Origin of the sequence: Vibrio renipiscarius (assembly GCF_000827885.1) — a bacterium.
GTDB classification, from domain to species: Bacteria; Pseudomonadota; Gammaproteobacteria; order Enterobacterales; family Vibrionaceae; genus Vibrio; species Vibrio renipiscarius.
Genome location: NZ_JTKH01000009.1, coordinates 58,589 through 77,923, shown reverse-complemented (window position 1 = coordinate 77,923; position 19,335 = coordinate 58,589). Strand labels below are relative to the sequence as shown.

The following is a 19,335-nucleotide window of genomic DNA, read 5'->3' as shown; positions in this document are numbered from 1 at the left end:
GATCTCATTACTGAGCTCCATACGAGCTCTTTTCCGATCTACATCGGGTTCGAACCGATGACCTCAACCTTGGCAAGGTTGCGCTCTACCAACTGAGCTAGTGTCGCATGAATAATCGCTAATGCAATTACTCTTAATGTGGTTGCGGGAGCAGGATTTGAACCTACGACCTTCGGGTTATGAGCCCGACGAGCTACCATGCTGCTCCATCCCGCGTCCGGATGTCATTGTTAAGCACAATGAGAACTATTTGGAGCGACACATCGGGTTCGAACCGATGACCTCAACCTTGGCAAGGTTGCGCTCTACCAACTGAGCTAGTGTCGCATGAATAATCGCTAATGCAATTACTCTTAATGTGGTTGCGGGAGCAGGATTTGAACCTACGACCTTCGGGTTATGAGCCCGACGAGCTACCATGCTGCTCCATCCCGCGTCCGGATGTCATTGTTAAGTACAATGAGAACTTGCTCTAATCAAACAAACGTCTAATCAGAAAAATTTGGAGCGACACATCGGGTTCGAACCGATGACCTCAACCTTGGCAAGGTTGCGCTCTACCAACTGAGCTAGTGTCGCATCTCAACAACGTTTCCGTCGTTCAGGGCTGCGAATTATAAGAGCATTTTTTTGTGATGCAAGTCATTCCTGCAAAAAAATGAAGTTTTTTTCCTGTTTGATGAAAAAGCACACAAATCCGCATAATTAATAAACAGTTTGTGCAAAATCAAACCGTACATACTCACGTAATATGCTTGAATCATTGTAATTAAAGTACTGATTTTTAGCCAAAGACAAATAAAAGAAAACAGCAAATGCGATATATCTCAGTAATTCGATTCTCAAAATCTATCGTTACTGGTCTAAAAGTCGCCTTTTCTATATAAACGATCGCTCGTCCCATTCATCCGTTCGACTTAATTTTTATAACTTGCAATTGCAAATCATGGAGATCGCAATGGCAGTATCGGTTCTTTTTCGTGTTTGGCGCCGCCCTTTTCTCGTACTCTGCTGCGCTTTTTTTATCGTCGCTTGTGAATCAATGCCTAAACCCATGCGCAATCTTGGCAAAACCGATGTTGATTTCGTCATGGACGTTCACGTAAAAGAACAAAAAGAACTACTGATGGAATTAACGCGGAAAATGTATGTGCGTAACCCTGATCAGTTAAAAAAATTAGACGACATGACAATCGAAGACCGAATGTTGCAGATGTTTGGCCGCCATGACGATATAGAGCTGCCCTCGCTTGTCTTTGAAGAACTCGGAGGGAAAACCGGCATAGAAGCGATATTGCTGTCGTTCGATGAGTCGTTTCAAGGTGACCGTGTCTTTGCGGCCATGGTGGGCTTAACCGAAATGCTGCGGCGTTCATACAACCACCAGCAAGAGTTCTTTATTCTCGACTCGCTCGATGAGCAAGCTCTCTACAACAGTGCCCGTAATATTGAAGTTTTTGTTTGGCGCCTCTATCAGCGTAAAAACAGCCAAGATGAGCTCTTTTTGCTTACCAATCATGTTACTGATGGCGAGTTCGATACCAGCTTCGATCGCATCTTTGCCAAGATGACGATGATTCAAGATATGATGGCTCTAATCGTCGCCGATAAAACCAATCGCAGTATTACCAAAGTCGCGCAGGGTGTGGCGCAATTTGTTTTCTTACCGATCCCCTAGCCACATCATCTCCAGAACGAAAAAAACCGCAGCTGGCTGCGGTTTTTTCAATTCGTCATCAATATCGCACCTATCACCGCATCTAGCGATTAGATGCTGAAGATCGTTTTGCGGTAATACTGCAATTCAGCAATAGATTCACGGATATCATCAAGCGCAAGATGGCTACCTGACTTAGAGAACCCATCCAATACTTCTGGCTTCCAACGACGCGTCAACTCTTTAAGCGTGCTAACGTCTACATAGCGGTAATGGAAATATTCTTCCAATTCTGGCATGTGTTTATACAAGAAGCGGCGATCTTGACCGATACTGTTACCACAGATCGGCGATTTACCTTTAGGTACCCAATGCTCAAGAAACTCAATCGTCTGACGGATGGCTTCTTGCTCATCAACCGAACTCTGACGAATACGCTCAACTAAGCCACTATTCGTGTGAGTGTTCGTGCACCAATCGTCCATTTTTTCCAGTTCAGATTCTGGCTGATGAATGGCCAATACAGGACCTTCCGCCAAAATATTAAGCTCACTATCCGTGACTATCGTGGCGATTTCGATAATTTTGTGTGTTTCTGGATCAAGCCCAGTCATCTCGAGATCGACCCAGATTAAATTTTGATCGCTAAAGGACATAAATCGTTGCCTATTGGTTTTTCGCTAAAAAAGGTACTATACCCAAATTCAGATACCCAAGATAGCAATCTCAGGTGTCTACCCTAAGAGAAGCAGATTAAGTAGATCACCGTGGCAAAACAGAAAAAGCTAACCAAAGGTCAAGTACGACGCGTTCGTAGCAATCAAAAACGCAAGCTCACTAAAGCAGAAAGCATTCAGTGGGATGAGTCCATGCTGGGTGGCACTAAAACAGGCTTAGTGATTACCCGTTTCGGTCAACACGCGGATATTGAAGATTTCGAAACACAAGAAATTCACCGTTGTAACTTACGCCGTAGCATCGAATCTTTGGTCTCCGGTGACAAAGTCATTTGGCGTGCCGGTCTTGAATCTATGTACGGCATTTCGGGTGTTGTTGAAGCGGTTGAGCCGCGTATCTCCGTCCTAACCCGTCCAGATTACTACGACGGTTTAAAACCCGTTGCGGCAAACATCGGTCAAATGGTGATCGTCTCTTCGGTACTGCCTGAACTGTCCTTGAATATTATTGACCGTTACTTGGTGGCCGCAGAAACGCTACAAATCCCACCATTGCTTGTCTTGAATAAGATTGACCTGCTCGATCAAGCACAACGCGAACAGTACCAACAATCACTGCGTGACTATGAGAACATTGGTTACAAAGTGCTGTTAGTCAGTAAAGAATCGGGTGAAGGCATTCCAGAGCTGGAAGCGGCACTGGGTAACTGTATTAATATCTTTGTCGGCCAATCCGGTGTTGGTAAATCAAGTTTAGTCAATGCGTTGATGCCTGGACTAGAGATTGAAGAAGGTCTGGTCTCTGAAAACTCAGGGCTTGGCCAGCACACGACGACTGCCGCGCGTTTGTACCATATTCCTTCTGGTGGTGATCTGATTGACTCTCCAGGAGTGCGCGAGTTTGGTTTATGGCACTTAGAAGCGGAAGAAGTGACAAAAGCCTTTATCGAGTTCAAACCTTACCTGGGCAGCTGTAAGTTCCGCGATTGTAAACACCTTGACGATCCTGGCTGCGTACTACGCGAAGCGGTTGAGCAAGGAAAAGTGAGTGAGAACCGCTTTAATAACTATCATCGCATTCTTGAAAGCATGACGGAGAATAAGGCGAACCGCCAATATTCACGCAACAAAAAAGCCGATCTGTAACACAGCAACGACGGGGAAAAATCAGCAAGTGCTGACATTTGTTGATTTTTTAAGTACCATCTCGCGCCCAAAAGTTTGAAACAGATAATTAACATTGGAATTGAACACAATGGACAAGATTAAAGTTAGACTACAATACTGGATCCCTCAGCACGCACTGACTCGCTTAGTGGGTAAGATCGCTTCAGCTAAAGCAGGTAGCCTAACCACCGCAATCATTCGCTGGTTTATCAAGCAATACAACGTAAAAATGGATGAAGCTCTGCATTCCGATCCAAAGCACTTCACCACGTTTAATGAGTTTTTTGTTCGTGAACTAAAAGAAGGGGCTCGCCCTATTTCTGAAGGGGATGACGTCATTTGTCACCCTGCTGATGCGCGTGTTAGTCAATTTGGTCCAATCCAAGACGGTAAACTTATTCAAGCTAAAAATCACGACTACACAGCGCTTGAGCTGCTCGGCGGTGATGAAAAACTGGCTGAAGAGTTTAACGATGGCGAATTTGCTACCTTGTACTTATCGCCAAGCGATTACCATCGAGTTCACATGCCATGTGATGGCACGCTACGTCAAATGATCTACGTACCTGGCGATTTGTTCTCAGTGAATCCGCTGACTGCAGAAAACGTACCGAACCTCTTTGCTCGCAACGAACGTGTTGTGTGTATTTTTGACACCGCCTTTGGCCCGATGGCACAAGTGCTCGTAGGCGCCACTATTGTCGGTAGTATCGAACAAGTTTGGGCAGGCACGGTGACACCACCACGCGGTAATACCGTTCATCGCTGGGAATACCCGGCGGAAGGTGACAAAGCCATCATTCTGAAAAAAGGCCAAGAGATGGGCCGTTTCAAACTAGGCTCAACGGTCATTAACCTGTTTAGCAAAGACAGCATCCGCTTTGACGAGTCGATGCAGCTCGGTCAAGCAACGGTCATGGGCACGTCTTACGCCCACCGCCAAAGCGCAGAATAATACCCGCAGAAATGCTTTAAAAATCCCCGATTTTGTTCGGGGATTTTTTTTGACCAAAGACAAAGATTCCGCAACATTTTTTACCTATTTGTAAAACTACAACCTTAGTCTAAGACACTAATTTGGTTATCTTTTAATCTACCCTTCTACACTGACATGAGAAGGTTTGCCGCGTATGACAAAGATTCATTCTGGCATGATAATCAAACTGCTGATCTGTTTTGGGTTACCACTTGCCGTGTTACTCATGCCCATTGATTCGATCCCGATAGCAGACTTAACCTTAATCCAACACCGGCTACTGGCCATTTTCCTTCTTGCGGCACTTTTATGGGTGTTAGAACCGGTCCCTGTTTTTGCTACCTCGATTTTGATCATCGCCCTCGAACTGATCATGATTTCAGATAAAGGCCTGCACCTATTTCGCAATCCACCAGCCGGGCATGACTTTGGCGAGCTCGTGGCCTACACCGATATTTTCAGTGCTTTCTCCTCCCCAATCATCATTCTGTTTATGGGCGGATTTGCCTTGGCGATCTCCGCCTCCAAATACGAACTTGATAACAACCTTGCTCGTGTCCTACTGAAACCGTTCGGCACGCAGCCACGATTCATCATGTTAGGGCTGATGCTGATTACTGCGGTGTTCTCGATGTTTATGTCTAACACCGCGACGACCGTCATGATGCTCGCGTTGCTTGGCCCGATTGTCGCGTCTGCTCCTAAAGGGGATTTAGGCATCAAAGCGCTGGTCTTGTGTATCCCGATTGCGGCCAATACCGGTGGTATTGCGACGCCCATCGGTACGCCTCCCAATGCGATTGCGCTGCAATACCTCACTGGTGAAAACAGTATCGACTTTCTTTCTTGGATGATGATGGGTCTACCATTTGTGATTGTGCAACTGACCATTGCTTGGTTCTTGCTGCAAAAACTGTTTCCGTCATCGGAAGATAAAATGGTACTCAAGCTCGGCGGTTCATTTCAGAAGAGCTGGCGTGCTATCGTCGTTTACGCCACGTTTGCCATCACCATTTTGCTGTGGATGACCACCAAGTTGCACGGCATGAATACCTACGTGGTATCGATCATTCCACTCGCGGTGTTCACCCTCACTGGCATCATGGGCAAAGCAGAATTGAAACTGATCAACTGGGATGTATTGTGGTTGGTTGCCGGGGGTATCGCGATTGGTATCGCTCTGGATAAAACGGGATTGGCTTTTGCACTCGCACACGCGATTGACTACGACGCCCTGTCTCCTACTGCAGTGATCATCACCATGTCACTGGTGTGTTGGGTGATGGCCAACTTTATGTCCAATACCGCCACGGCTAACTTGCTCATGCCGATTGCCGCCGCCATTGGCGCGTCTATGCAAAGTTTGGATATGCAAAACCTCTTGGTCGTGGTCGCCTTCTCCGCCTCATTAGGCATGATTTTACCGGTCTCTACACCGCCGAACTCTTTGGCTTATTCTACAGGCTTAATCGAGAGTAAAGACATGGCCAAAACCGGTTTGATTCTTGGTGTATTAGGCTTATCCATGGTCTATATGGCCAACTGGATCCTTTCGTAACCCTCACTTTCACTCAGCAAAGCGCGGACTGGCTTCGCGCTTTGCTTTCCCTTACTTTTAAGGCATATTGACCCTCTATCAACATGCGCGCCCGATATACCAGCCTGCGCATGCTCTATCGTCGACAAGGATGCGAAATAGATGGGATATGAATGGCTAGCCTTAGCCGCCGCTTTGTTATGGGCCATTGCCAGCCTGCTCTCTGTTACCCCAGCACAGCATTTGGGGACCTTCGCATATAGTCGCTGGCGCATGGGTTGCACCAGCGTCATTCTTGCCATAATGGCCTTATACACCGGCGGTTGGGCTACCGTTACTCTTCCTTCAATCAGTGCCATGATGCTTTCCGGACTGGTCGGAATTTTCATTGGCGACACCGCTCTGTTTGCTTGCCTTAATCGTATGGGACCGCGTCAAGCGGGCTTACTTTTCTCCTGTCACGCCGTTTTTTCTGCCGTATTAGGTTACTTTCTTTTTAGTGAGCGCATGAGTGGTGGAGAGTTACTGGGCGCCAGCTTCGTTTTTTCTGGCGTAGTGATGGCGATTTTTTTTGGTAAAAGAGGCCAAGACAATAATCAACTAGAGGCGATCAAAGGCCGTATTTGGGTTGGCGTAGCATTAGGCTTATTGGCGGCGATTTGCCAAGCATTAGGGGGCATAATCGCCAAACCCGTGATGCAAACCGCCGTTGATCCTGTCGCGGCTTCGGCGCTGCGAATGATGACGGCTTTTGCCGCGCATTGCTTGCTGTGGTTAACCGGTATCAAACTGGCGAAAGCAACGCACACCATCAACAAACAGATTTTTTTCGTGACGGCGCTCAATGGTTTTCTGGCGATGGCCGTTGGGATGACGTTGATCTTATTCGCTCTGCAAAAGGGCGATGTCGGCATGGTGGCCCTACTTTCCTCGACGACGCCGATTATGCTGTTGCCATTGCTGTGGATTTACACCAAACGACGACCGAACCGCTATGCGTGGTGTGGCGCGATTCTCGCCGTGTGTGGCACCGCCATACTGGTCCAATAGCCGGCGACCATCGTATGTTTGACTACCACGTATGTTTGGCTATCACATTGATTGGTCATTCCACCTTTACATTGATGGCAAAATATTAAGAATAAGAGTTATTATCAATGTAAGCATATGGCCAAATAAATAATTAACTGAAAGATAGCAACACGACATCACCAACAATATTTGATCTTGGCCTACAGTTTTGCGCAAAAAGTGTAGTAAAATTACGCTAGTTTTGTTTCAAGGTACTTGGGTTTTTCTACCCAAAACCGACAGTTACTTAAATTTGACGAGGTTTACTCTATGTCTGCTAAGAAGCCATTGGCTCTAGTTATTCTTGACGGTTACGGACACCGTGAAGACACTGCAAATAATGCCGTTGCAAATGCAAATACGCCTAACTTGGATAACCTATTTGCTAACCACCCGAACACGCTTATTTCTGCGTCTGGCATGGATGTAGGTCTTCCAGATGGTCAAATGGGTAACTCTGAAGTCGGCCACACAAACATCGGCGCTGGCCGTATCGTGTACCAAGATCTGACTCGTATTACTAAATCTATCACTGATGGTGAGTTCGCTGAAACGGCAGCACTTGTAGAAGCAATGGACAGCGCGATCAATGCAGGTAAAGCCGTTCACATCATGGGCCTAATGTCTCCAGGTGGCGTTCACTCTCACGAAGATCACATCTACGCAGCAATTGAAATGGCAGCGGCTCGTGGCGCTGAAAAGATTTACCTACACTGCTTCCTTGATGGTCGTGATACGCCACCACGTAGCGCAGAAGGCACTCTACAACGTTTCCAAGAGCTATTCGCTAAACTAGGTAAAGGCCGTGTGGCTTCTCTAGTGGGTCGTTACTACGCAATGGACCGTGATAACAACTGGGATCGCGTTCAAGTTGCTTACGATCTATTGACTCAAGCAAAAGCAGAATTTACGTTTGAGACTGCAGTTGAAGGCCTTGAATCGGCTTACGCTCGTGGTGAAAATGACGAATTCGTAAAAGCAACCGCAATCAAAACAGCGGAACAAGAAGATGCAATCATGCAAGATGGCGATGCCGTGATCTTCATGAACTACCGTGCAGACCGTGCTCGTCAAATCACACGTACCTTCGTGGCTGACTTTAACGGTTTTGAGCGCGCGTCATTCCCTGCTCTGAACTTCGTGATGCTAACGCAATACGCAGCAGACATCCCTCTGGCAGCAGCATTCCCACCAGCAACACTAGAAAACACTTACGGTGAGTGGCTTTCTAAGCAAGACAAGACTCAGCTACGTATTTCTGAAACTGAAAAATACGCGCACGTGACTTTCTTCTTCAACGGTGGTGTTGAAAACGAATTTGCTGGCGAAGAGCGTCAACTTGTTGCTTCTCCAAAAGTCGCGACTTACGACCTACAACCAGAGATGAGCTCAGCAGAGCTCACTGACAAACTGGTAGCAGCAATCAAATCAGGTAAGTTCGATACCATCATCTGTAACTACCCTAACCCAGATATGGTTGGTCACACTGGCGTTTACGAAGCCGCTAAACAAGCAATCGAAGCAATCGATGCATGTATGGGCCGCGTAGTAGAAGCGATCAATGAAGTGGATGGTCAAATGCTGATCACCGCAGACCACGGCAACGCTGAAATGATGATCGACCCTGAAACTGGTGGTATTCACACTGCGCACACGAACCTACCTGTTCCACTGATCTACGTCGGTAGCAAAGCGGTTGAGTTCAAAGAAGGCGGCAAACTGTCTGACCTTGCGCCAACCATGCTTTCTCTAGCAGGTATCGAAATTCCTGCGGAAATGTCAGGCCAAATTATCGTTAAGTAATCGGTAATCGCCTGACAGAATAAACGCCCGAGCCCTGCTTGGGCGTTTTTGTTTGTTCGGAACGTGTTGAAGCCAACGTGACGGCATACAAGTTTTTACTTAATCCTTTCTTCCCAAGATTCGAATTATGTATACTGACAACTTATCAATTGGTTAGGATAATTCGAGCTAATGTCGCTTAACGCCATCACAAAAACTCATCGCATACTGCGCTCGCTCATGCTGCTGACGGTGGGTTTTGCTACGATAACCCCTTTACCAACCTTAGCATCGTCACCCAGCCAATTAACCGGCGTAAAAAGCGAAATATCACGACAAAAGAATGCGTTAAGTTCACAACAAAAAGAACTCGATAAGCTACAAAAGTCGCTAAAAAGCCAAGAGCTTGGTATCAATCAAATTGAACGCGAAATCAAAGAAACCAAAGCTTCACTAACCAAAACCAATGCCAACATTCACGCGTTGGACGGTAAAATCATCACGCTCGAAAAAGACAAACTGGCACACAGTGAAAAACTCGAGCAGTTATTACGCACTTACTATGTTACCCAGCGCGCCAAGTCTTCTGCCAACATCATGACGCAAGGCGTAGAAGAAGATCGCATCAGCCAGTACTTCCAATATCTAGCCAAACAACGGGCAGAGACCATTACTGAACTTGAGCAGATTGTCATCGACCTTGAGCAAAGCGAGCAACAACTGGCGCTTGAAAAGCAGCAAATCACCAAATTACTTGAGCAGCAAACGACGAAGCGCAATCAATTAGCGAAAACCCAAGCGCAGCGTAAAGGCACAGTAAGCAAAATCAGAAAAAGTATCTCCAGCGACAAAGTTTACCTGTCTGAATTACAGCGAAACGAAGCGCGCCTCAAAGCCGAAATCGCCAAAGCCGCCAAGCGAAATGCCGTTCCGATGGACGGTATCGCCAAGCAAAAAGGCAAGCTGCCATGGCCAGTTAAAGGCCGCATCATCCACAGCTATGGCTCAAAACAAACGGGCCAAATCAATTGGAAAGGCATTGTTGTGGCGGCCAATTACGGTCAGTCAGTCAAAGCCGTTTATTCTGGTACTGTCGTATTTGCCGATTACTTACGCGGCTATGGCCTAGTGGTTCTATTGGATCACGGTAAAGGTGATATGACGCTATACGGCTTTAACCAAAGCTTGCTGAAAAAAGAAGGCGACAAAGTCATTGCGGGAGAATCGATCGCTCTGGCTGGTGATACCGGGGGGCAAACCCAACCTTCACTCTATTTTGAGATCCGCCGTAACAGTAAAACCCAAGATCCGATTTCATGGCTAAAACGGAAATAAGAGAAATAACGGATAGTACTGATACCCGAAGGGCGCCGATTGGCGCCCTTCGTCATTTATCCACGGCACGATATCTGATAATACTCAGAGACTCGCTTAATGAATGCGGGGACTTGTGCTTTTTCAAGGTGATTAATCCCCCCAGCAGCCTCGCGTCCACCGCCTGAAACAAACTGACTGCATAACTCACCAGCACCTTGCTTATTTTCTAACGGCGCGCGCAGCGACACGGTATAGCCTTGTTGGCTATTTTCGCTTAACACCACATGGGCTTTCTCGGGGGATTGATTCGCGAGCCAATTGCCATACACACCGCTAATACGTCTCGACGCAGCGTGATTGGGCAAGGTATAAACCGCCAAATAATGGTCAATATGGGTGGCCTCTAAGGCGGTCGCCTGAGCCATGTCTTGTTGATAAGCCGATTTCAATCGGTGGTATGGGGAAGCTTGTGCAGCGATAAGAGCAAAAGGATCATCGTAGGCCAAAAGCGCCTGAAACAGCTCGGCGGGGTGAAAATGTAAATCGTCTACACTCTCTCCATAGCCGTTGTAATTGATCAATGTACCCAATTCTCGAAGCTGTTCCGCCTGCCACTTGGTTAACCCTACCTGCGCGGCGAGTTGGTCGGCTTTGGCAATCAAATTATCGCCATACGCGCCTACAATTGCCCAATGGTGATAGCGACCATCAAGCAGATCATCAATGATAAGCGCGGTACAGACATTGGCGTCTAAATCGATATGAGCAGTCAAGCGGGCATGATCGGGAATATCATCAGCCTTGTGGTGGTCGGCGTAAAAGATGTCAGCACCCGCGTCTAACGCTCGCAGCAACGCATCATGATTGCGGCTAAGAGAGATGTCCAACACGGTGAGTGAATCGCCCTGTTGAACCGCTAAATCATCCAGTAATTGAATGTCGCGCTTTACCCCTGTCACCAATTGAGCGCGCTTGGGCGTGGCAAGACGTAATTGAAGTAGAGCGATAATGCCATCGGCATCACCATTAAAAACATCGTAGTGCATAACATTACTCGAATCAGAAGCGTCTTTGTAATGTAACGGCTCAACAAGGATGAAACAAAGAGCGAAAGGTTATAAACCCTCTGCTTCGATTATATTCACCCGCAACATAGCCGACACTAGGCAGCGTGCATCGCTCTTACACCATCTTCCAAAAGTTGCAATTGCTCAAGGCCCGATTCGGTCGCCTTCGGTTTCACGACGGAAATCATCTGCAACATACCTTGATGAACGATGAGTTCTGTAATTTGAGTTTTTGATGACATCGCCGATTGGTAACCTAACCAGCTTGATGCAATCAGGTGTAGGGTCGTCACTAATGGCTTCATTTCTTGCTCAGCGACATCGAGCAAACCTAATTGGATGAAGGCCGCCATAATATTAACAAGATTGGCCTGAAGCTTATCTTGTACCTGAATGTATTCTTCATGAAGGGCTTCATCGCGTTGAAGAATCTCAGGTAAATTGGCGTAGAAAAAACGGTATTTCCACATTAAGGTAAACGTAGAATTTAGGTACAGTTTGAGTAAGACTAAGCTCTCTTGCTGGCCTTGAACGGGAGAAAATCGTTCCAACAATTCACTGGAATACAAGGCGAAAATCTCACGTACAATTTCTTGTTTATTGCGGAAATGGTAGTAAAGATTGCCTGGGCTAATATCGATATGCGCAGCAATATGGTTCGTAGTGATATTCCTTTCACCGTGTTCATTAAAGAGTTCTAAGGCTGCTAATACTATTTTATCGCGCGTCTTCATTGCTTATGCTATTCCTTTATCTCCGTTGCACCCAGTATACCCACTCGTATTACCAATAACAAAAACGCCTGAATAAATCAGGCGTTTAAACTATCACGACTATTTGTGATAAGGCTTAGACAACTCGTGTACCGCCTCAACAAATACGCCCGCATTCTCTGGCGGAACATCTAAGTGGATGCCATGGCCAAGGTTAAATACGTGGCCAGTACCGCCATCACCAAAGCCTTCAAGGATTAATGAGACTTCTTCACGAATACGTTCAGGTTGAGCGTAAAGCATTGAAGGATCCATGTTACCTTGCAGCGCAACTTTGTCACCGATGCGAGCTTTCGCATCAGCAATGTTGATCGTCCAGTCTAGACCAACCGCATCACAACCCGTTGCTGCAATTTGCTCAAGCCACATGCCACCATTTTTAGTGAACAAAGTCACTGGCACGCGACGACCGTCGTTTTCACGGATAAGACCGTCAACAATCTTGTGCATGTATTGCAACGAGAATAGGTTGTAGTCGCGCGGAGTCAGTACACCACCCCAGGTATCAAAAACCATCACAGATTGCGCGCCCGCTTTGATCTGTGCATTAAGGTATTCGATCACGCTGTCTGCCAACTTATCCAGTAGCAAGTGCAGGGTTTGTGGCTCTGCATACATCATTTTTTTGATCTTAGTGAACGCTTTAGAGCTGCCACCTTCAACCATGTATGTCGCCAATGTCCAAGGGCTACCAGAGAAACCAATCAACGGCACTTCGCCTTGCAGATCTTTACGGATCTGACGCACGGCATTCATCACGTATTGCAGTTCGCCTTCAGGATCAGGCAAACCGATCTTATCAACATCCGCTTTACAGGTAATTGGGTTGTCAAACACAGGCCCTTCACCTTGAGTAAAGCGCAGACCCAAACCCATCGCATCTGGAATGGTCAAGATATCCGAAAATAGAATCGCAGCATCAAGTGGAAAACGACGTAATGGCTGAAGCGTTACTTCTGAAGCTAACTCAGCATTACGACACAGTGACATAAAGTCACCCGCTTGGGCACGAGTAGCTTTATATTCAGGTAGGTAGCGACCCGCTTGGCGCATCATCCATACCGGGGTGTAATCTACAGGCTCTTTCAAAAGCGCACGCAGATAACGATCATTTTTTAATTCAGTCATTGTGCTTTTCCAATCGGTTGGCGTTATTTTTCGCTGATATTCTAACACTGTTTCGCTCGCAAAAGCCGAGTGCTTTGCAACCTAGATCAAGTTATTAACTTTAAAACAAGTGCTTAATTTGCACCCAACCTCTAACAGTGATAAAAATTTCATCGCTAGCGAAAACTACAATAATTAACTGTGTAGCGAATACACAGTACCTCATAACGACATCTTACTTACCCCCTCCGGATCGGAGGGTTTTTTTTATTAATTTTCAGTAAGATGACCTTTAATATCTGCAATCGTTTTATCGATCAATTGACGAGCAATCGTTCCTTTTGGCGCCACCAGTGGCATCTCATCAGGCAAAAACCACTGTGCATCGCTTAATTCTGAATAGTCCGGCTTAATGTTACCAGAATGATAATCCGCTAAAAAAGCCATCATCATACTCGATGGGAATGCCCAAGGCTGGCTACCAAAATAACGAATATTGGTAATGTTAATCCCCGTTTCTTCTTTCACTTCACGTGCGACACATTGCTCTAGCGTTTCACCCACCTCAAGAAAGCCCGCAATCACGGTATACATACCATTAGGATGGCGAGGATGTTGAGCAAGTAAAAGCTGCTGTTCTTTGCGTACCGCCACAATGATGCATGGGAAAATACGCGGATAATGTAACGTATGACATTCTGTGCACTGCATAGCGAGTTGATTGTGGTTCAAATGATTTCGACCACCACATAGCGGGCAAAAACGCATAGATTGCGTCATGTGGCCATATTGAACGGCTTTGCTTATCAATAAAAACAGCGCCTCAGGGTAATGAATACATTCGCGTAATGATCCCATCGGTAAACGCTCTTCTATCTGCATATCATTCAACCACATCACAGGAACGTCTTGGTAATGACCAACGCAAACCATATCACGCCCTAAAAAGCCGAAATCACTGGCGGTACCAAAAGGAAGATTACCATCCTCTAGCCAAAGCGCACTCCCTGACACGACGCACCAATATGCCGCACTGTTATGGGCAAGATCACCGTTCTTTAACATTACCATCCCTCATTGCTTGCAGTTCAATCATTTTACTGGCAATCTAATTTCATACTAGAGTTAGTAAGAAAGCAATTCATTAACTATAATTTCTAGTCAGGACAATAGGTTGTATATCTATCATCGCTTTGCGACGCAAAGTAAATGATCACCGGAGTTGTGATTAGATCATGAGGGCATGGTCATGCTAAAAAAATTCAAAAAAACACAAGAGCAATGGGGTGGTTCCAGTGATGTCATCGACCATTGGTTAGAGACCCGACAATCCCTAATTGTCGAATATTGCAAGCTTGCCGCACTTCAGCCTGCCAGTCAAAAAGCAGCACTCTCCTCCCTCCCGACACCTATCGAATTGCAAGATTTTTGCCAGCATTTGGTCGATTATATTTCCGAAGGTCACTTTAAAATCTACGATATGGTGATGGATGAATGGCGTTCGACGGGGTTTGAAATCACCGATGATATCAATACCGCTTACGCGAAGATCGTGTTAACCACCGACCCATTATTGAATTTTACCGATAAATACGCCGACGTTGATCAAGATGATACTTTGGATGATTTCAATGTGGATCTCTCCAGCGTAGGGGAAACTCTCGAAGTGCGGTTTGAAGTAGAAGATAATTTAATTCAGCTTATTTCAGATAGCTTAGCTGTACCACCCGGTGCTTAATATCGATCAACATCAGTCTTTGATCAATCTTACTGATGAAACTCGCTGAGTTGAAAAGACCGCTTTAGAAAAGAAAAAGATGAAAGGTTGGCATGAGAATGTCAGCCTTTTTTGTTCTTTGTTGTGGGGAAGCGAAATGCCCACACCCTTCCCCCAAACGTAAAAAAGGCACCCGAAGGTGCCTTTTTTTCTTAAGCGATTACTCGTCTCGAAGATTAATCTTCAGAAGAGAAGCCTGCGTTCAGAAGTGCTGCCAGGTTATCAGTTGCTTGTTCAGCTGATGGACCTTCTTGCGCTGCCGATTTTTGCTTTTGACGCTCTTGGTGGTATGCGAAACCTGTACCCGCTGGGATCAGACGACCCACGATTACGTTTTCTTTCAGACCACGTAGCTCATCACGCTTACCAGAAACTGCAGCTTCTGTTAGTACGCGAGTTGTCTCCTGGAACGATGCCGCAGAGATGAACGACTCAGTTGCTAGAGATGCTTTAGTAATACCTAGAAGATCACGTTCAAAACGTGCAGGCTCTTTGCCTTCAGCTTCTAGATTACGGTTAGCAATCTTAACATTATGGTATTCAACTTGCTCACCAGGTAGGAACTCAGAGTCACCCGCATGTGTAATAGTACACTTACGTAGCATTTGACGAACGATAGTCTCAATGTGCTTATCGTTAATCTTAACGCCTTGTAGACGGTAAACTTCTTGTACTTCGTTAGCGATGTACTGAGTTACTGCATGGATACCACGTAGACGTAGAATGTCATGCGGGGTCTCTGGACCATCTGCAATAACATCACCACGTTCCACTTTCTCGCCTTCGAACACGTTCAATTGGCGATGCTTAGGAATCATCTCTTCGTAAACTTCACCGCTGTCGCGAGTGATTACTAGACGACGCTTACCTTTCGTTTCTTTACCAAAGCTTACCGCACCAGTGTGCTCAGCTAGGATCGCAGGCTCTTTAGGCTTACGAGCTTCGAATAGGTCAGCTACGCGTGGTAGACCACCCGTGATATCTCGGTTTCCGCTCGATTTTTGAGGGATACGAGATAGCGTGTCACCGATGCCAACTTCTGCGCCATCTTCGATGTTAACGATCGCTTTACCAGGTAGGAAGTAGTGAGCTGACATATCTGTGCCAGGGATCATTACATCGTTACCTTGCTCATCTACAAGTTTGATAGCTGGACGCATATCTTTACCTGCAGCTGGGCGAGCAGCCGGATCAGTTACTTCGCTTGAAGATAGACCGGTTAGGTCATCTGTTTGACGAGAAACTGTCACACCGTCGATCATATCAACGAATTGGATGCGACCTGCCACTTCAGTGATGATTGGCATGGTGTGCGCTTCCCAGTTAGCAACTACGTCGCCAGCTGTTACTGCATCGTTGTCCGCTTTGCTTAGAATCGAACCGTATGGCAGTTTGTGTTTCTCTTTCGTACGGCCGAACTCATCAATGATGGTCATTTCAGATGCACGAGAAGTGATCACAAGCTTACCAGCTTTGTTGATTACAAACTTAGCGTTGTGAAGTTTCACTGTACCAGTTGTCTTCGCTTGGATGCTGTTCTCTGCTGCTGCAGTAGATGCCGCACCACCGATGTGGAACGTACGCATCGTTAGCTGTGTACCTGGTTCACCGATAGACTGAGCAGCGATAACGCCGACTGCTTCACCTTGGTTTACTAGGTGACCACGTGCTAGGTCACGACCGTAACACTGTGCACAACAACCGAAGTCAGCATCACAGGTAACAACAGAGCGCACGCGCATGTTGTCAACTGAGTTCTCTTCCATGATCTGACACCACTTCTCATCAATTAGAGTATTACGTGGAATTAGAACTTCTTCAGAACCCGGTTTAAGAACATCTTCAGCAACCACACGACCTAGAGCCAGTTCAGCCAGTGGAACTTTAACGTCACCACCTTCGATGTGAGGCATCATGTCGACACCTTCAACTGTGCCACAGTCATGTTCAGTAACTACAACGTCTTGAGCAACGTCTACTAGACGACGAGTTAGGTAACCCGAGTTTGCTGTTTTCAGTGCCGTATCCGCTAGACCCTTACGAGCACCGTGCGTTGAGATAAAGTACTGAAGGACGTTTAGACCTTCTTTAAAGTTTGCAGTGATCGGCGTTTCGATGATCGAGCCATCTGGACGAGCCATCAGACCACGCATACCAGCAAGCTGACGAATCTGAGCTGCAGAACCACGTGCGCCCGAGTCGGCCATCATGTAGATGCTGTTGAACGATTCTTGTTGCTCTTCTTCGCCGTCACGGTTAGTTACGGTTTCGAAAGACAAGTTTTCCATCATAGCTTTTGCTACGCGGTCGTTCGTTGATGCCCAGATATCGATAACTTTGTTGTATCGTTCACCCGCAGTTACAAGACCAGATTGGTACTGTTCTTGAATTTCGCGAACTTCTTCTTCTGCTGCTGCAATCTCAGTGTATTTCGCATCAGGTACAACCATATCGTTGATACCAACAGATACGCCTGAAAGTGCTGCGTAAGCGAAACCGGTGTACATGATTTGGTCAGCAAACACTACTGTGTCTTTTAGACCAAGCTTACGGTAACACTCGTTAAGTAGGTTAGAGATCTGCTTCTTACCTAGCTTTTGGTTAACGATGCTGTACGGTAGGCCTTTCGGTACGATTTGCCACAACATTGCACGACCGACAGTTGTATCAACCATCTTCGTTTCTGTTGTGCTGTTGCCGTCTTCGTCTACAACTGTTTCTGTAATACGTACTTTAACGCGTGCGTGTAGTTCTGCGTTCTTAGTGCGGTATGCCTTTTCAGCCTCTTCAGGGCCAGCAAGGTACATGCCTTCACCTTTCACGTTGATCTTATCACGTGTCATGTAGTACAGACCCAATACAACGTCCTGAGAAGGTACGATGATCGGATCACCTGACGCTGGCGACAGAATGTTATTCGTCGACATCATCAGAGTACGAGCTTCAAGCTGTGCTTCTAGAGTTAGAGGCACGTGAACCGCCATTTGGTCACCATCGAAGTCCGCGTTGTATGCCGCACACACAAGTGGGTGTAGCTGAATCGCTTTACCTTCGATTAGTACTGGTTCGAACGCCTGGATACCAAGACGGTGAAGTGTTGGTGCACGGTTCAATAGTACTGGGTGTTCACGGATCACTTCGTCTAGGATATCCCAAACAACCGCTTCTTCGCGCTCTACCATTTTCTTAGCAGCTTTGATTGTAGTCGCAAGACCACGAGTCTCTAGCTTGCTGTAGATAAACGGCTTGAATAGCTCAAGTGCCATCTTCTTAGGAAGACCACACTGGTGTAGACGAAGGTATGGACCTACTGTGATTACAGAACGGCCAGAGTAGTCTACACGTTTACCTAGAAGGTTCTGACGGAAACGACCTTGTTTACCCTTGATCATATCAGCAAGAGATTTCAGAGGACGCTTGTTCGAACCTGTGATCGCACGACCGCGACGACCGTTATCTAGAAGGGCATCAACAGACTCTTGCAGCATACGCTTTTCGTTACGTACGATGATGTCTGGAGCCGCTAGCTCTAGAAGACGCTTCAAACGGTTGTTACGGTTGATCACGCGACGGTAAAGGTCGTTCAGATCTGAAGTCGCAAAACGACCGCCATCTAGTGGTACTAGAGGACGTAGATCTGGCGGAAGAACTGGAAGTACAGTCAGGATCATCCACTCAGGGTTGTTACCCGAAGTAATGAACGCTTCAACCAGCTTCAAACGCTTAGTTAGCTTCTTACGCTTAGTTTCAGAGTTAGTGGTATCTAGCTCTTCGCGCATTTGCTCAACTTCTGCGTGCAAGTCCATAGAACCTAGAAGGTCCTTGATAGCCTCTGCACCCATTTTAGCGGTGAACTCATCGCCCCACTCTTCTAGACGATCCAGATACTCTTCTTCAGTAAGCATCTGAGATTTTTCTAGATCAGTCATACCTGGTTCAGTTACTACGTACATTTCGAAGTAAAGAACACGTTCGATATCACGTAGTGGGATATCCATTAGTAGACCGATGCGAGACGGTAGTGATTTTAGGAACCAGATGTGAGCTACTGGTGATGCAAGCTCGATGTGGCCCATACGGTCACGACGAACTTTAGTTTGTGTAACTTCAACGCCACACTTCTCACAGATTACACCACGGTGCTTCAGGCGCTTATATTTGCCACAAAGACATTCGTAGTCTTTTACTGGGCCAAAAATACGCGCACAGAACAAACCATCACGTTCAGGTTTGAACGTACGGTAGTTAATCGTTTCAGGTTTTTTAACTTCACCGAAAGACCATGAACGGATCATGTCTGGTGAAGATAGACCGATTTTGATTGCATCAAATTCTTCGGTCTTATGCTGCGCTTTTAGAAAGTTTAATAAGTCTTTCACAATCAGCTCCTGTAAGGAGTTAAAAGGAGTTCACCCGCAAAAGTGAAC

General features: G+C 46.4%; 14 protein-coding genes and 5 tRNA genes. 8 read left to right on the top strand and 11 right to left on the bottom strand.

The window, feature by feature from the left end; translation table 11 throughout:
• Nucleotides 1–33 precede the first annotated feature (33 nt).
• From OJ16_RS08785 to OJ16_RS08765, 5 genes are all read right to left on the bottom strand, one after another.
• A tRNA-Gly gene (locus tag OJ16_RS08785) sits at nucleotides 34–106 on the bottom strand.
• Between the two features lie 33 nt (nucleotides 107–139).
• A tRNA-Met gene (locus OJ16_RS08780) sits at nucleotides 140–216 on the bottom strand.
• 35 nt (nucleotides 217–251) lie between these two features.
• A tRNA-Gly gene (locus OJ16_RS08775) sits at nucleotides 252–327 on the bottom strand.
• 32 nt (nucleotides 328–359) lie between these two features.
• Nucleotides 360–436: transfer RNA gene (locus OJ16_RS08770), tRNA-Met, on the bottom strand.
• 67 nt (nucleotides 437–503) lie between these two features.
• Nucleotides 504–579 (bottom strand) — tRNA-Gly (locus OJ16_RS08765).
• A gap of 379 nt (nucleotides 580–958) precedes the next feature.
• Here OJ16_RS08765 and OJ16_RS08760 point away from each other — a divergent pair.
• The gene (locus OJ16_RS08760) at nucleotides 959–1,678 is read left to right on the top strand and encodes a hypothetical protein (protein WP_040989490.1); all 720 of its coding nucleotides are present in this window, start codon (nucleotides 959–961) and stop codon (nucleotides 1,676–1,678) included.
• Nucleotides 1,679–1,767: 89 nt separating this feature from the next.
• Here OJ16_RS08760 and orn read toward each other — a convergent pair whose 3' ends face one another.
• Nucleotides 1,768–2,313 carry an oligoribonuclease gene (orn, locus tag OJ16_RS08755; RefSeq protein WP_040989488.1) on the bottom strand — a complete coding sequence of 182 codons (546 nt, stop codon included), beginning with the start codon at nucleotides 2,311–2,313 and terminating at the stop codon, nucleotides 1,768–1,770.
• Between the two features lie 111 nt (nucleotides 2,314–2,424).
• Between orn and rsgA the strand changes: the two genes are divergently transcribed.
• The 6 genes from rsgA to OJ16_RS08725 all read left to right on the top strand — a co-directional run bounded on the left by rsgA (nucleotide 2,425) and on the right by OJ16_RS08725 (nucleotide 10,202).
• The gene (gene rsgA / locus OJ16_RS08750) at nucleotides 2,425–3,480 is read left to right on the top strand and encodes a small ribosomal subunit biogenesis GTPase RsgA (protein WP_040989486.1); all 1,056 of its coding nucleotides are present in this window, start codon (nucleotides 2,425–2,427) and stop codon (nucleotides 3,478–3,480) included.
• Between the two features lie 109 nt (nucleotides 3,481–3,589).
• On the top strand, nucleotides 3,590–4,456 hold the full coding sequence (asd, locus tag OJ16_RS08745; protein WP_040989484.1) for an archaetidylserine decarboxylase: 867 nt from the start codon (nucleotides 3,590–3,592) through the stop codon (nucleotides 4,454–4,456).
• Nucleotides 4,457–4,631: 175 nt separating this feature from the next.
• A complete protein-coding gene (locus tag OJ16_RS08740; protein WP_040989482.1) occupies nucleotides 4,632–6,035 on the top strand; it encodes an SLC13 family permease in 1,404 nt (467 codons plus the stop codon).
• A 141-nt stretch (nucleotides 6,036–6,176) separates the two neighbouring features.
• Complete coding sequence (locus tag OJ16_RS08735; protein WP_040989480.1) at nucleotides 6,177–7,064, top strand: DMT family transporter; 888 nt, start codon at nucleotides 6,177–6,179, stop codon at nucleotides 7,062–7,064.
• Nucleotides 7,065–7,355: 291 nt separating this feature from the next.
• Nucleotides 7,356–8,888, top strand: a complete 1,533-nt coding sequence (gene gpmM, locus OJ16_RS08730) for a 2,3-bisphosphoglycerate-independent phosphoglycerate mutase (RefSeq protein WP_040989479.1) — start codon at nucleotides 7,356–7,358, stop codon at nucleotides 8,886–8,888.
• A gap of 171 nt (nucleotides 8,889–9,059) precedes the next feature.
• Nucleotides 9,060–10,202, top strand: coding sequence for a murein hydrolase activator EnvC family protein (locus OJ16_RS08725; RefSeq protein ID WP_040989477.1), 1,143 nt, complete (start codon nucleotides 9,060–9,062; stop codon nucleotides 10,200–10,202).
• A gap of 56 nt (nucleotides 10,203–10,258) precedes the next feature.
• Here the strand turns inward: OJ16_RS08725 and OJ16_RS08720 are convergent, their stop codons facing one another.
• From OJ16_RS08720 to nudC, 4 genes are all read right to left on the bottom strand, one after another.
• Nucleotides 10,259–11,230, bottom strand: coding sequence for a hypothetical protein (locus OJ16_RS08720; protein WP_040989475.1), 972 nt, complete (start codon nucleotides 11,228–11,230; stop codon nucleotides 10,259–10,261).
• 116 nt (nucleotides 11,231–11,346) lie between these two features.
• Nucleotides 11,347–11,985 carry a TetR/AcrR family transcriptional regulator gene (locus OJ16_RS08715; RefSeq protein ID WP_040989473.1) on the bottom strand — a complete coding sequence of 213 codons (639 nt, stop codon included), beginning with the start codon at nucleotides 11,983–11,985 and terminating at the stop codon, nucleotides 11,347–11,349.
• A gap of 99 nt (nucleotides 11,986–12,084) precedes the next feature.
• On the bottom strand, nucleotides 12,085–13,152 hold the full coding sequence (gene hemE, locus OJ16_RS08710) for a uroporphyrinogen decarboxylase (protein ID WP_040989471.1): 1,068 nt from the start codon (nucleotides 13,150–13,152) through the stop codon (nucleotides 12,085–12,087).
• Between the two features lie 249 nt (nucleotides 13,153–13,401).
• Entirely contained in the window at nucleotides 13,402–14,196 is a 795-nt protein-coding gene (gene nudC / locus OJ16_RS08705) for an NAD(+) diphosphatase (RefSeq protein ID WP_040989469.1), read from the bottom strand.
• 178 nt (nucleotides 14,197–14,374) lie between these two features.
• On the opposite strand from nudC, the gene OJ16_RS08700 reads away from it, so the two are divergent.
• Complete coding sequence (locus OJ16_RS08700; RefSeq protein ID WP_041013004.1) at nucleotides 14,375–14,869, top strand: Rsd/AlgQ family anti-sigma factor; 495 nt, start codon at nucleotides 14,375–14,377, stop codon at nucleotides 14,867–14,869.
• Between the two features lie 215 nt (nucleotides 14,870–15,084).
• On the opposite strand, the gene rpoC is transcribed toward OJ16_RS08700, so the two are convergent.
• Nucleotides 15,085–19,287 carry a DNA-directed RNA polymerase subunit beta' gene (rpoC, locus tag OJ16_RS08695; RefSeq protein WP_040989465.1) on the bottom strand — a complete coding sequence of 1,401 codons (4,203 nt, stop codon included), beginning with the start codon at nucleotides 19,285–19,287 and terminating at the stop codon, nucleotides 15,085–15,087.
• Between the last annotated feature and the right edge of the window lie 48 nt (nucleotides 19,288–19,335).